14 protein-coding genes are annotated in these 13,832 nt (G+C 59.7%); 10 read left to right on the top strand and 4 right to left on the bottom strand.

Annotated features, from left to right (window positions below; all coding sequences use genetic code 11):
- Window positions 1-71 precede the first annotated feature (71 nt).
- From ACVWZF_RS13690 to ACVWZF_RS13660, 7 genes are all read left to right on the top strand, one after another.
- Window positions 72-269 (top strand): hypothetical protein, encoded by a 198-nt coding sequence (locus tag ACVWZF_RS13690; protein ID WP_041436903.1) that lies wholly within the window; start codon window positions 72-74, stop codon window positions 267-269.
- A gap of 63 nt (window positions 270-332) precedes the next feature.
- Entirely contained in the window at window positions 333-1,424 is a 1,092-nt protein-coding gene (gene ychF, locus ACVWZF_RS13685; RefSeq protein ID WP_011434459.1) for a redox-regulated ATPase YchF, read from the top strand.
- 541 nt (window positions 1,425-1,965) lie between these two features.
- Complete coding sequence (gene folP, locus ACVWZF_RS13680; protein ID WP_457387405.1) at window positions 1,966-2,835, top strand: dihydropteroate synthase; 870 nt, start codon at window positions 1,966-1,968, stop codon at window positions 2,833-2,835.
- Entirely contained in the window at window positions 2,822-3,187 is a 366-nt protein-coding gene (gene folB, locus ACVWZF_RS13675) for a dihydroneopterin aldolase (protein ID WP_414417813.1), read from the top strand. The genes folP and folB overlap by 14 nt, the downstream gene beginning before the upstream one ends.
- On the top strand, window positions 3,184-3,690 hold the full coding sequence (gene folK, locus ACVWZF_RS13670) for a 2-amino-4-hydroxy-6-hydroxymethyldihydropteridine diphosphokinase (RefSeq protein ID WP_414342548.1): 507 nt from the start codon (window positions 3,184-3,186) through the stop codon (window positions 3,688-3,690). The genes folB and folK overlap by 4 nt, the downstream gene beginning before the upstream one ends.
- A gap of 46 nt (window positions 3,691-3,736) precedes the next feature.
- The gene (locus ACVWZF_RS13665) at window positions 3,737-5,335 is read left to right on the top strand and encodes a glucose-6-phosphate isomerase (RefSeq protein WP_011434454.1); all 1,599 of its coding nucleotides are present in this window, start codon (window positions 3,737-3,739) and stop codon (window positions 5,333-5,335) included.
- Window positions 5,336-5,465: 130 nt separating this feature from the next.
- Window positions 5,466-6,605 carry a glucose-6-phosphate dehydrogenase assembly protein OpcA gene (locus tag ACVWZF_RS13660; RefSeq protein WP_011434453.1) on the top strand — a complete coding sequence of 380 codons (1,140 nt, stop codon included), beginning with the start codon at window positions 5,466-5,468 and terminating at the stop codon, window positions 6,603-6,605.
- 813 nt (window positions 6,606-7,418) lie between these two features.
- On the opposite strand, the gene pheT is transcribed toward ACVWZF_RS13660, so the two are convergent.
- A complete protein-coding gene (pheT, locus tag ACVWZF_RS13655) occupies window positions 7,419-9,896 on the bottom strand; it encodes a phenylalanine--tRNA ligase subunit beta (protein ID WP_457411680.1) in 2,478 nt (825 codons plus the stop codon).
- A gap of 191 nt (window positions 9,897-10,087) precedes the next feature.
- Here pheT and ACVWZF_RS13650 point away from each other — a divergent pair, with 191 nt between their 5' ends.
- From ACVWZF_RS13650 to ACVWZF_RS13640, 3 genes are all read left to right on the top strand, one after another.
- The gene (locus ACVWZF_RS13650) at window positions 10,088-10,624 is read left to right on the top strand and encodes a thioredoxin domain-containing protein (RefSeq protein ID WP_457411677.1); all 537 of its coding nucleotides are present in this window, start codon (window positions 10,088-10,090) and stop codon (window positions 10,622-10,624) included.
- A 105-nt stretch (window positions 10,625-10,729) separates the two neighbouring features.
- Window positions 10,730-11,656 (top strand): fatty acid desaturase family protein, encoded by a 927-nt coding sequence (locus tag ACVWZF_RS13645; protein ID WP_011434450.1) that lies wholly within the window; start codon window positions 10,730-10,732, stop codon window positions 11,654-11,656.
- Window positions 11,653-12,663 carry an alpha/beta fold hydrolase gene (locus ACVWZF_RS13640; protein WP_011434449.1) on the top strand — a complete coding sequence of 337 codons (1,011 nt, stop codon included), beginning with the start codon at window positions 11,653-11,655 and terminating at the stop codon, window positions 12,661-12,663. The genes ACVWZF_RS13645 and ACVWZF_RS13640 overlap by 4 nt, the downstream gene beginning before the upstream one ends.
- Before the next feature lie 6 nt (window positions 12,664-12,669).
- Here ACVWZF_RS13640 and aroQ read toward each other — a convergent pair whose 3' ends face one another.
- The 3 genes from aroQ to ACVWZF_RS13625 all read right to left on the bottom strand — a co-directional run.
- Window positions 12,670-13,167, bottom strand: coding sequence for a type II 3-dehydroquinate dehydratase (gene aroQ, locus ACVWZF_RS13635; protein WP_049749607.1), 498 nt, complete (start codon window positions 13,165-13,167; stop codon window positions 12,670-12,672).
- Window positions 13,145-13,276, bottom strand: a complete 132-nt coding sequence (locus ACVWZF_RS13630; protein WP_011434447.1) for a hypothetical protein — start codon at window positions 13,274-13,276, stop codon at window positions 13,145-13,147. The genes aroQ and ACVWZF_RS13630 overlap by 23 nt, the downstream gene beginning before the upstream one ends.
- Before the next feature lie 103 nt (window positions 13,277-13,379).
- Window positions 13,380-13,832: RNA-guided endonuclease InsQ/TnpB family protein (locus ACVWZF_RS13625; RefSeq protein WP_457411675.1), on the bottom strand; the 453-nt coding region annotated here is incomplete at its 5' end.

Below are 13,832 nucleotides of genomic sequence, written 5' to 3'. Positions count from 1 at the left end.
GGCCTGTGGATCGAACTGCACGGGCGGTCGGAAGCAGGAACCCGCCGAGACGACTGCGCAAGGAGCCATCCATGCGTAGCGTGGTAGGAATCTCCAGCCTTCAGGCCGGGGAGGATGTCAAAAGACCTCAGCTGCCCAACACTGTGCAGCTGACAAAAAATACAGTTCTCTTGGGAGAGGAGCCGAAGGTGGTGGCGTTGGCGGCGCGGAGCGCTTGGGAGCGGATCCACCGGTTGGGAAAGGGGCGGCAAATGCTAACGTCAGAGTAGGGATCTTTCCGCTGGGCAAGGGATCCCGTTACCCTGGTTTTTGGCTTTTTCCCCAAGATCTGGATGTTGAGAGCTGGAATTGTCGGCCTGCCCAACGTAGGCAAATCTACCTTGTTCAACGCCCTCTGTGAAAATGCCAAAGCCGAGGCGGCCAACTTTCCCTTCTGCACCATTGAGCCGAATGTGGGGCGGGTGGCGGTGCCCGACGAGCGCTTGCAGGTGCTGGCCAAGATCAGCGGTTCTGCCGAGATCATCCCCAGCCAAATCGAGTTTGTGGATATTGCCGGGCTGGTGGCTGGAGCCAGCAAGGGGGAGGGTCTGGGCAACCAGTTTCTCTCCCACATTCGCCAGGTGGACGCCGTGGTGCACGTGGTGCGCTGCTTCCAAGACGAGAACATTGTGCATGTGGCGGGTTCGGTGGATCCCTTGCGGGATATCGGGGTGATCAACTTGGAGCTAGCCTTGGCGGATTTGGCCCAGATCGAGCGGCGCATAGAGCGGGTGCGCAAGCAGGCAAAGTCCGACAAAACCGCCCAACTGGAGTTGCAGGCTCTGGAACAATTACAGGCTGCCTTGGACGAGGGCAAGCCGGCTCGCCTGGTACCCCTCAGCCCAGAAGAAGAGCAGTTGATCAAAGGGTTGGGGCTGCTCACCCGCAAAAAAGTCATCTACGCCGCCAATGTGGCGGAAACGGATCTGGCCAGCGGCAATGCCTGGGTGGAGCAGGTGCGGCAATTTGCCGAGGCGGAAGGGGCAGGTGTGGTGGTGGTCTCAGCCCAGGTGGAGGCGGAACTGGTGGAGCTGCCCCCCGACGAGCGACAGGCCTATCTGGATTCGTTAGGGGTAAAAGAGGGCGGGCTGAAATCTCTCATCCGAGCCACCTACGAGCTGTTGGGCTTGCGCACCTACTTTACCTCTGGCCCCAAAGAAACCCGCGCTTGGACGATTCCAGTCGGCGCCACAGCCCCTCAGGCAGCCGGGGTGATCCACTCCGATTTTGAGCGGGGCTTCATCCGGGCCGAGACGGTGGCCTATGCCGATCTGGTGGCGGCGGGATCCCTGAATGCCGCCAAAGAAAAGGGCCTGCTGCGCAGCGAAGGCAAAGACTACGTCGTCCAGGAAGGGGACGTGATGCACTTCCGCTTCAATGTCTAGTTCCCTATCCTCCTGCATCTCTCAGGCAAGCTGGGTTTTCTCAGAAACTGAAGACTTGCTCCCTGTCTTTAGGCAAAAAGACTTAACCCGCCCTGGACAAGGGATCCCAGCGCAGCTCCGGCTGGGTCTGAGAGGGGGCCTTTTCCTAAGAAAACGGTTGACGCTGTAACGAAACATCACAATAATTGGACTAGATAAACAAATGTTTTAGGGATGTATTGATGGATCTGCTGCAATACGGCCCGATGGCCTGGGTTTACATGGCGATCTTTGCCTCTATCATTTGGTGTATTTGGGGTCGTTCGGAAGACGACATCATGTTCTAGCCAGAGCGGGAGAGCTTCCTCTGTCGGCGGGGGCCATTCCTTGCGCTTGAGCCGGCAGGGGCAGCCTTTCACCAATCGTGGCTCTGTAAGGACGTTGTAAAAAATTTTGTAGAATCCTGTTGGGCTTGCGCCAGCCTTGGGATTGACGGCAATACCATCCTAGGCAGTGGGAGACTTTTCCCCCTGCTTTTGCAACACGGCAGCCTGCAGCGGTTATGGGTGTTACCAGCTTGATCTCCCGACGTCCTCTGCCTGGGGCAGAACAGACGCCAGGGGGCTACCGTCTTTCTTGGCGGGGCGTTGGGGTGATGGGGGTGCTAAACGTTACCCCCGACAGCTTCAGCGATGGCGGCCAGTGGGGATCCCCAGAAGCGGCTGTGCAGGCAGCCAAAGCCATGGCAGCGGCAGGGGCCTTGATCGTGGATATTGGCGGCGAGTCCACCCGTCCGGGAGCCGAGCCGGTATCGGTGGAGGTGGAATGCGACCGAGTCTTGCCCGTGATCCGGGCCCTGGAAGGATCCGGGATCCCCATCAGCGTCGATACGCGCAGAACGGAGGTGGCGGCTGCGGCTTTGGCTGCCGGGGCGCACATCATCAACGATGTCAGCGGGCTGCGGGATCCCCAAATGATACAGGTCTGTGCCGAAAAGGGGGTGCCGGCGGTGATCATGCACATGCGGGGAGAACCGCGCACCATGCAGCAGCAGACCGACTATGCTGACCTGGAGGGGGAGGTTTTCGGTTTTCTCAGGGAACAGGCAGAGCGGGCCCTGGCAGCGGGCGTGCCCAGCGTTGTTTTGGATCCGGGCTTGGGCTTTGCCAAAACTGCTGAGCAGAATGTAACCCTGCTCAAAGCCCTACCGCGGCTGGTGGCCTACGGCTACCCAGTTTTGGTGGGGGCATCCCGCAAAAGTTTTGTGGGCAAGCTTTCCGGCATTGCCGTGCCCAGCGAGCGAGACAGCGCCAGCGTGGCCGTCCACCTGTTTGCGGCCAGCCGGGGAGCTGCCCTGGTACGGGTTCACAACGTGCCGGCTCATGTTTCCGCCCTCGCCACTTGGGAAGCTCTGCACCATGATGCAGGGTAGGCTGGTGCTGCAGGGCCTTGTCTTTCATGCTTACCACGGCCACTGCCCGGAGGAAGCAGTTTTGGGCGGGCGCTTTGTGGTGGATGTGGAGATGCAGCTTTCCCTGGCCCAGATCCAGGATGACCTCTCTGGCACAGTGGACTATGCCCAAGTGTATGAGATGGTGCGGCAAGAGGTGACCGGCCAGCGCCGCCGCTTGATCGAGACCTTGGCAGACCAGATTGCAGAGCGGCTGTGGCAGAGCTATCCCCAGCTGGAGGCCCTGACCGTGCGGGTTCACAAGCCCCAAGCTCCCCTGCCGGGGCTGTTCGATGATGTTTACGTAGAGATCGACCGTCGCCGATCTGTATGAATCCCGACCTGGCCTACATTGCCCTGGGAAGCAACTTGGGGGATCCGCTGCAGCAGTTGCGCCTGGCTGTGCAGAAGCTGCCCCAGCTGGGAGAGGTGGCGGCCCGTTCCAGTCTCTACCGCAGCCCAGCCCAAGGGGGGCCACCCGGACAGCCTGACTACCTTAACGCAGTGGTGGCGTTGGATCCCTTTCCCCCCTACCGGTCTCCCCTGGAGTTGCTCGGGGCGCTGCTGGCCATCGAGCAGGAGGCAGGACGGGTGCGGCGCATCCGCTGGGAGGCCAGAACCCTGGATTTGGATCTGCTGGCCATGGGCAGCCGCATCCTGAACAGCCCTGAGCTGACGTTGCCCCACCCCCGCATGATGGAACGTGCTTTTGTCTTAGCTCCCTTGGGGGAGATCGCTCCCGACTGGCGTCACCCTGAGACCGGTGTGGGGGTCAAAGAGGCACTCATCAGTTTGGATCAGTCCTGGCTGGAGCGCACAACCCTCGGCTGGGAGTAAGAAAGAGTTTGGTAAGCTGGTTAGGGATTTCGGCAAAAGGGATCCCATGGACAGCCTCCAACTCTGGCAGCGCTACTGCGATTGGCTTTACTACCATCCCGGCCTGGAGATTTTCGTCGATATCAGCCGCATCCGTTTCACTCCCCCTCAGGTGGAAGCGCTACGGCCTCGCTTTGCCCAGGCTTTTGCCGATATGCAGGCTTTGGAGGCAGGAGCCATTGCCAACCCCGACGAAGGCCGCCAGGTGGGCCACTATTGGCTGCGGGCGCCCGAGCTGGCTCCCACCCCTGAAATCCGGCAGGCCATTCAGGATTCCATTGAGCGAGTGGAAACCTTTGCCGAAAAGATCCATCGCGGAACCATCCCGGCCAGCGGGGGGGGACGGTTCACCGAGCTGCTCTGCATCGGCATTGGCGGCTCAGCTCTGGGGCCGCAATTTGTGGCGGAGGCCCTGGCTCCGCTGCACCCCCCCCTGAACATCCACTTCATCGACAACACGGATCCCGACGGGTTTGACCGGGTGCTGGGGCGGCTGGCAGACCAACTGGGGCAAACCCTGGTGATCACCACCTCCAAATCCGGCGGCACCCCAGAGCCCCGCAATGGCTTGGTGGAGGTGAAGCTGGCCTACCAAAAAGCCGGGATCCCTTTTTCTGCCCATGCGGTGGCCATCACCGGCCCCGGCAGCCAATTGGAGCAGCAGGCGCGGCAGGAGGGGTGGTTGGAGGTCTTCCCCATCTTCGACTGGGTGGGGGGGCGCACCTCCGAAACGTCCCCGGTGGGCCTGTTGCCGGCAGCGTTGCAGGGCATTGATATCCGGGCTTTGCTGGCCGGGGCAGCCACCATGGATGAGGCCACCCGCCTGCCCCACCTGGAGCGCAATCCCGCCGCTCTGCTGGCCATGGCCTGGTACATCGTCGGTCAAGGGCAAGGGCGCAAGGACATGGTGGTTTTGCCCTACAAGGATCGCCTGCTGCTGTTTAGCCGTTACTTACAACAGTTGGTGATGGAATCCCTGGGCAAATCCCATGATCTAAACGGCAACCGTGTGGAGCAGGGCATCGCCGTTTACGGCAACAAGGGCACCACCGACCAACATGCCTACGTCCAGCAGTTGCGGGATGGCTTGAACAACTTCTTTGTCACCTTCATCGAGGTGCTTCAGGATCGGGAGCCTGGGATCCCTTCCCCCTTCGTGGAGCCGCAGGTGACCAGTGGCGACTACCTGAACGGCCTGCTGCAGGGCACCCGCCAGGCTCTCTACGAAAACGGTCGCGACTCCATTACCGTGACGCTGCCACGGGTAGATGCCCGCTCGGTGGGGGCCTTGATTGCCCTCTACGAACGAGCCGTGGGCCTCTACGCCTCCCTAATCCAGATCAACGCTTACCATCAACCGGGGGTGGAAGCAGGCAAGAAAGCCGCCAGCGCTGTCTTGGAGCTGCAACGGCGATTGCTAGAGACGGTGCAGGAGCAGCAGGGATCCCTGACTTTGCCCCAACTGGCAGAGAAACTGGGCTGCCCGGAGCGCATAGAAACCCTGTACTGGATTGTGCGGCACCTACACGCCAATGGCCGCGGAGTCCTGTTGACAGGGGATCCCGCCCGCCCCCTGGAGCTGAGCATCCAGCCCCAGCCCGCTTGATCCTCTGATTTCCTGGATTGGGTGTGGAGCGCAGGCTTGAGTTGGCCAATCTGTACCTGGCCTTAAGCCCTTCCCAGCCAGCCGGCCCGCCTGCCTAGAATCGAGCAAGAGTCCACTCCAGGAGGAGACTATGGATCAATCTGCTGCCGTCCTGCCCCTACAAACCCCGAAAGATGTCTCCATCGAAGATATTGAGCAGGAGCTGAACAAGATCTGGTCTTCCAAAGGAGAGAGCGTTGCCGCCCGCGCTGCCACCTTTACCCTGGTGGTGTACGAATCTCTGGACGATGCGCTGTTGCTACCTTCTCCCACCGTCGAGGCCATCGCCACCCAAAACCCCTGTCGCGTCATTGACCTGCGCGCCAAACGAGAGGGATCCCCAGACGATGCCATCGAGGCCCAGGTGGCCGCCTACTGTCCGGTGACCCGCGAGCAGCGCAGCTCGTTGGTCTGTTGCGAATACATCACCCTGAAAGCGCCCGAATCGGCCTTTGTGCGGGCCTGCAGCACCGTTGCCTCGCTGCTGATCCCCAACTTGCCCACCTTTTTGTGGTGGCAAGGGGATCTGGATTTGAACAGCTTGCTGTTTCAAAAATTGGTGGCTCTGAGCAACCGGGTCATCGTCGATTCACGGGGCTTTGTCAATCCAGAAGAAGATCTGCAGGAAATCCACCTCTTGGTGGGTGAGGGGCGCCACTGTGGGGATCTCAACTGGCGGCGGCTGCTGCCTTGGCAGGAACTCACCGCCCAAGCCTTTGACCCTCCCGACCGGCGGGAGTCCCTCTACCTCGTAGATCGCGTGAACCTCGACTACAAAGCCGGCAATCCCTGCCAGGCGTTCCTTTTCCTGGGCTGGCTGGCCGGTCGCCTGGGATGGACTCCCACAGAGCGGGTTCAGGCTCAGGAGCACGATTACCAGATCGACCGTATCCGCTTGCAAACCCAAAGGGGCGGCGAGGTGATGGCAGAACTGGCGGCTGTGCCCTTGGCCTCGGAAATCAGCCAGCCGGGGGATCTCATCGGGCTGCGCCTCACCTCCAGCAACCAAGAAGCCGACGCCTGTACTGTGCTGTGCTCCGAAATCACAGGGTGTATGCGCATGGAAGCCATGGGGGGTGCTCAGAGATGTGTGGTTCGCCAGGTGGCTCCCCTGGAGCAGGATTCCCTCGACACCCTGCTGGCTGCCGAGTTGCAGCGGCTTGGCCCCGACTACCTCTACGAAGAAACCCTAGGGGTGGTGGATCAGATGCTGAAGCTGGGCAAAAGCTGAGATCTGCTTCTGGTTTAAGTGACATACTCCCGCACTCATGCTGATGCAAAGCGCTCCGCGCCGCTAAAGCGAGAGAGTGCGGGCTTCAAGGACTCCGTCCCGCTGACGCGAACAGTGACTCCGGTTAGCGCTCCGCGCTGCTAGCGCGAAAAGGACGGGATGCCCCACCACCCTGTACTTGATGTTTATAGCGGCAGTGTATAAAACCCCGCTACTTTTTATGTTTATGGCACCAGTCAAGGACAAAACATCATGTCCCCGCCTTTCATCCCGACTCTCACCCTGGATAGTGGCTAGCCACTAGTCACTAGTCACTAGCCCCTAATAGAGGGCGGGGCTTCCTGGCGGTGTAGCTAACGGGGTGCAGGGGCAATCAGTCCTGCACTCTACCCGCAGGGTAAGCACCGGGATACAGGGATCCCCGCCATACCTCTGAGCGAAATCTGTTGAGCGAAATCTGTAGTAAAACCTACTTATGCTGGCGGTAACCTACAAGTACCGGATTGATCCAGATGCCTCTTGCTCTTGTCCGGTGGACAGGGGTTCCTGGGTGCAGGAGTCCATCCTGCCTGCCGATGCACCGTTCCCTGTGGATTAGACTTGTTTTGCAAGCTGGCAGTAGCCAGGGAGGCTGGGGAAGGGGAACCACCTGTCCAGTCGTTTTGTCGGGGGTTGTAGACCCAGGCAAGTGGCGTGGGGCAGGAATGCCCAACTGCGAGGTAAGGACTCCGTCCTGCTGACGGGAAGGGTAGCCCGCGCCCTGTCCACAGGACGAGCGCCGGGAGGATGTTATAGTAGCTACAGAGGGGTCGGCTAGCTGCGCAAGGTCACCGGAAATTGTGTTGCCAACTGCGCCCTCACCTGGTTTTGCAGAGCTTCTACCTCCGCATCCGTGAGGGTGCGATCGGGAGCGCGGTACACTAGGCGGAAGGCAAGGCTGCGCTGCCCTGCAGGTACTCCTTGGCCCCGGTACTCGTCGAAAAGCTGCACCGATTGGAGAAGTTCTCCGCCCGCTCGACGGATAACCTTCTCGATCTCACCAACGGCAAGGTCGAGTGGCGCAAAGAAGGCGATATCCCGATCGGCAGCAGGAAAGGGCGAAAAGGGGACAAATTGCACAATGCCCCGTCTCTCCAGGCTTTCCAGCAAGGGATCCAACTGCAGCTCAAACCCATAGACCTGATCTGGCAGCCCCTTTTCCTGACAGAGGCGGGGGTGCAGTTGCCCGAACAAACCGATGCGGGATCCCTCAATCCACAAACTGGCCTGGCGACCGGGGTGAAGCAGGGACGATTGCTCTTCAGGGGGATCCAGACGAAACTCCGGGCCAAATCCCAGCCGCTCCAGAGCGGAGACCAGCAGCCCCTTGGCCTCGAACCAGTCCATGGGTCGGTTGCGGTGCTGCCAATCGTGGGGATTGGGATCCCCGCCCAAGATACCGCCGATATGCTCAGCTTCCCGGTAAGGGTGGGGGTTGGGGGGAAGGGCATGGGCAAAAACACGGCCAATTTCAAAGGCTTGGAGCGGGCCGTTGCCTTGATCCCAGTTGAAGCGGAAGGCCTCCACCAGGCCGGGAAGTAGCGCATTGCGCACGGCTGAATATTCAGGCGAAAGTGGATTGGCAATCCTCACCAGGGATCCATCCTCCTCCGCTGGGCAGAGGGAGATGTGATATACCTCTGTCAGGCCAATGCCGCGCAGCACTTCTCGGATCTGGCGGGTGAACGTTTCCCGCGCCGAAAGGGATCCCACCTGCGGCTCGGTGGGTAGGGTTTCCGAGAAGCGGTCATAGCCGTAGAGACGGGCAAACTCCTCGATGAGGTCGATCTCCCGCTCAATGTCCCGCAGGCGATAGGGGGGAACGACGACCTGCCAAACGCAGCTGGCCACGGTTGCCGTCTCGGTAGCGGGGGAGAGGGCACTCTGGGAATTGGCCCCTTCGCAACGGGAGAGCTGAAAGCCCAAGGCAGATAGGATCTCCTCCACATCCGCCGCCTGCACCTCGTCCCCCAACACATCGATCAGCCGCGACAGCCGCAATTTCAGGGTGCGTTCCAGGGGGGGCCGCTGGTCAAAGGTGGTGAGGCCGGCCACTGCTCCCCCTGCCAGTTCCAGGATCAACTGCACCGCCCGATCCCGGGCCTGATCGAGGGTGGCAAAGTTAACCCCTCGCTCATAGCGGGTGGAAGCCTCGGTGCGCAGACCTTGAGACCGGGCCGAGCGCCGCGTCACCACTGGATCGAATAGGGCTGCTTCCAAGAAAATGCGAGTGGTGGTCGAGCCGACCTCGGTTTCTTCCCCTCCCATGACCCCGGCCAGAGCTACCGGTTGGCTGCCGGCCACAATGAGATGACTGTCGGCTTGCAAGGTGCGGGTTTGGCCGTCCAAGGTCTTTAAGGTTTCTCCCGGCTGGGCAAAGCGCACCTCGATGGTGGGTTTCTTCTTGCCCATGACCTGGAGCAGGCGCTCCCAGTCGAAGGCGTGCAAAGGCTGGCCCCATTCCAGCAGGATCAGATTGGTAATATCCACTACATTGTTGATGGAGCGCATGCCGGCAGCGGCCAGTCGGTGTTTTAGCCAGTCGGGGGAAGGGCCGACTTTCACCCCTTCGATCAACACGCCACTGTAGGCGGGGCAGGCTTTGGCGTCGGCAATGCGCAACTGAAAGTTGGGGATGGGCTTGGCCTGAAGAGGCTTGACGGGGGGCAGGCGCAGCGGGTTGCGGGTGAGGGCAGCCACTTCGCGGGCGATCCCCACCATGCTCAGGGCATCGGCCCGGTTGGCGGTGGAAGTGAGATCCAGCACCACATCGTCCAAGCCTAGAAGGGGGCGCACATCAGAGCCAAGCGGATGAACCTCCAGATCCAAGTCGGGCGGGAATTCGTGGATCCCTTCGGAAGATTTCTCCAGCCCCAGCTCTGCCAGAGAGCAGATCATGCCCTCCGAGATCACCCCCCGCTTGTCGGCTTTGGCAATGGTGAGGGAGAGGGCGGGCAAATGGGTGCCGGGCGTGGCCACTGCTACCAGGATCCCGGCGCGGGCGTTGGCAGCTCCACAGACAATGGTGGCAGGCCGATCGGATCCCAAGTCCACCTGGCAAACCTGCAGCTTGTCGGCGTTGGGGTGAGGCTCGGCAGCCAGGATCCTGCCCAAAACCACCCCATCTGCCCAAGTGCGGCGGTCTTCGATCTCTTCCACTTCAAACCCCGCCAGGGTGAGGGCCTCTCCCAGTTCTTCGGGTGAAAGTTGGAAATCCACCAGTTCTCGCAGCCACTTCAAGGAGATGCGCATCGCTGAGCCATCGGTGCAAACGCCGCACCCATTATCGCTCACCTGGCCCTCTTCTCCAGCCGGGATCCCGGCCCAAGATCGTGGGATGGCATAGACCCGGTTCTGGCCGGAACCGGTGGGACAGGGTGGGATGCTAAAACAGTGAAGGCGAGGGCTGAGGTCAGATCCAGCGCCTAGCAAGGTGAGGAAGGATGAAGAAAGACTGGGCAAAACGGTTGCGCAACGGGTTGATTGCCGCAGTAGCTGTGCTCTTGGCAGCAGGACTGTTTTTGGCTAACCAAGGGCGTCAGGCGGGCAGCAACTTAGAGGCTCTAGCCCAAGAGGCCATACCTTGGGAGCAAGCTCAGGCCAATGGCAAACCTTCTTTGGTGGAGTTTTATGCCGATTGGTGCAGCACCTGTCGTGCCATGGCACCCCTCCTGGCCAGCCTGAAACAGGAATTTGCCGATCAAGTCAACTTTGTCATGCTCAATGTGGATAATCCCAAGTGGCTGCCGGAGCTGAGCCGCTACCGGGTGAACGGCATCCCTCATTTTCTGTTTTTGGATCGGCAGGGAGAAGTGCTGGGATCGGCGATTGGCGAACAGCCGCCGTCGATTCTGCGAGCCAATGTGTTGGCTCTGGCAACTGGACAGCCCCTGCAGTTGACCAATGCCGGGCCAGTGTCTGGGCTGGAGCGGAGCGGGCCTATCCTCCCCAATCAGCCGGATCCCCGCAGTCATGGTTAGGAGTTTGGTCCAGGGTTTTGTTGTCTTGGACACAGGCGGAAAGGTCTGGCCTCGGTTTGATATTGGATAACTTCTATCCATTCTCGTAGCTCACAAGAACAGGCCATGGCTGTCGAGACAACACCGATTTTGCCGGATCCGCAACGGTTGATCCCGAGCGAGCGCCTCAGACAACTGAATGTCCGCTCCAATTCAGCCGGGCTCCGGCAGCTTTTGGGACATTTGGCGGTGATGGCGGTGAGTGGCAGCCTGTGGGTGACCCAGAAAGGTGTCAATGGCTGGATTGCCCTGCCGGCGCTGGTGGTTTACGGGGCCAGTTTGGCGACGATGTTTGCTGCTTTGCACGAATGTGTACACCGCACCGCTTTTGCCAGCCCAAAACTGAATGACGGGGTGGCCTGGGTGGCGGGCTTGCTCTCATTTTACAACAGCACTTTTTATCGCCGATACCACAAATGGCACCACCGCTATACCCAGATTCCGGGCAAGGATCCGGAGCTGGAGGATCCCAAACCCCAGAGCTGGCCGGAGTATTTGCTCGAGCTGAGCGGCTTGACTTGGTGGATCGGCAAGGTGAAGACCTACATCCGCATAGCCAGCGGCCAGTTGCAAGGCTATCCCTACATTCCTGAATCGGCCCGCCAAGAGGTCATTCGTTCGGTGCGGTTGCAGCTAGGGATCTACGGCCTTGGGAGCTTGCTCTCCCTTCTGCTGGGGGATCCCTGGATAGTGTGGCTGTGGCTGTTGCCTTTGGCGGTAGGGCAGCCGATCTTGCGCTTCATTTTGCTGGCAGAGCACACAGGCTGTAGCCAAACCGAGGATCCCTTCTCCAATACCCGTACCACCCTTACCCTTTGGCCAATCCGCTTTTTGATGTGGAATATGCCTTACCATGCTGAGCATCACCTTTACCCCTCCATTCCATTTCATGCTTTGGCCGATGCCCATCAATACCTCAAGCCCCATCTGGCTCATCTAGGGCAGGGGTATGTGCGGGTTCATCGTCAGGTGATTGAACAATTTCAGGCATGACTCACTACACCTGGAGCCTGAACGATTTTCAGCTACAGTGCGGGATCCAACTGCCCCAAATCACGCTCGCCTACGCCACCTACGGGACTCTTTCCCCCCGAAAAGACAACCTGATCCTCTACCCCACCTCCTATGGGGCTCAGCATCCCGACCTGGAGTGGCTGATCCGTCCCGACGGCATCCTCAACCCGCAGCGGTGGTTTATCCTCATTCCCAATATGCTGGGCAATGGCCTTTCCACTTCCCCCAGCAACGATCCAGCCTGTGGCTTGCGGGAAGATGGCTTCTGGTTTAGCCACTGGGACAATGTGCGCCTGCAGGAGAGCCTGATTCGCCAACACTTTGGGATCGAACGCATCCGCCTGATCTACGGCTGGTCGATGGGGGCTCAGCAAGCCTATCACTGGGGATCCCTGTTTCCTGAGCGGGTGGAACGGATCGTAGCCCTCTGTGGCACCGCCAAGACCACAGTTCACAATCGGGTTTTTCTGGAGAGTTTGCGCTCAGCCCTAACTGCCGATCCCGCCTGGAACGGTCGTCGATTTACGGGTGTCCCAGAGCGGGGTCTGCGAGCTTTTGCCCACATCTACGCCAGTTGGGCTGTTTCCCAACCTTTTTTCAACCAAAAATGCTATGAATCCTTGGGGTATGCCTCTCTCGAAGATTATCTAGAGCGAGGCTGGGAGGCCAATTACCGCCGCCGGGATCCCCAGAATCTGCTATCGATGATCGAAACTTGGATCCGCTGCGATATCAGCGACAACCCCATTCACCGGGGAGATTATCGGGCTGCTTTGAGGGCAATTCAGGCCCAAACATTGGTGATGCCCGCCCAGACGGATTTGTATTTCACCCCAGAAGATTGTCGGGCTGAGGCAGAATGGATCCCGAACGCGGTTTACAAGATCATCCCCTCCATTTGGGGGCACCGGGCCGGTAATCCTCATCAAAACCCCGAGGATGAAGCTTTTATTCGCACAGCCGTGCAGGAGTTCCTGGAGAGCTGAGGGCACCTACACAGATTGCAGGCGCAGGTGTTGCACCAGAGCCTGTAGCCCCAACAGGTAGCTTTGCGCCCCAAAACCACTGATTTGCCCAACCGCTACGGCGGCGATGTAGGAGTGCTGGCGGAAGGGCTCGCGGCGATGGATGTTGCTTAGGTGGACTTCCACAGTGGGCAATCCTACGGCTGCAATGGCATCTCGGAGAGCAATGCTGGTGTGGGTATAGGCCCCAGGGTTGATCAGAATGCCGACATGCTGCTGGCGGGCACGGTGAATGGCATCGATGAGCACCCCCTCATGGTTGGACTGGAGAATCTCCAGCTTCGCCCCTAGCATTTCTGCCTGCCGATGCAGAGCCTGATCGATCTGCTCTAGGGATACTGAGCCGTAGATGCCCACCTCTCGCACCCCCAGCAGGTTGAGGTTGGGGCCATGCAGTACCAAGAGGCTGAGAGGCTCGCCGCCGGGGGCAATGGCAGTCGGATTAACGACGACGATGGGATCCATCTTCTACCGGAATGGGAGCAGGTTGAGGCTGGGGGTTCCCCAGCAGGGTGTCGATCACACGTTCCACCCATTCCCGGATCTTTTCCAGCACCTTTTCTACCCAATCCATCCGATCTGCCTCGCGAGGTTTTACGAAGGGAGTTTATTCGACGGACTTCTATGATAGCGCTTCTTTCCGAGGGGTGTAGAGGTAAACTACCCGGCTCCGACCGCTAAGCGGTACGGAGCGGGCTTTCAGTAGCCCTGAGCCTGCTCTGCTCTACCAGAGAACAAAACAAGCCCGGACCTCCAGGCTGGTTTACGGCAGCCCCCAAGAGCGCAATTACGTTTGCACCATTCAAGTCCGCATCCCCTTCCCATCCACAGTGCCCACACTTGAACGACTTACCACTGCGGTAGGATTGCGCAGGGTCGGGATGAATGTGCAAACACCGGTGGCAGGTCTGCGACGTGTAGGCGGGCGGCACAAGAATCAGAGAAACCCCTGCAACCCTCGCCTTGTACTCCAGAAATTGACGTAGTTGGTAGAACGCCCAACTGTTGGTTCTGCGCCTTTCGGTTTTGCTGCGTGGCTGTTGATTGACCCTTTCCCGGATCCCTGTCAGGTCTTCCAGAGCGATAGCGCTGTTTGTGGTCTTTGCCCTAGAGACAATAGCTTTGGAGAT

It is taken from the genome of Thermostichus sp. OS-CIW-30 (assembly GCF_054060215.1).
Note: the sequence above shows the minus strand (reverse complement) of the source record. Positions and strands in the feature narration are given on the sequence as shown.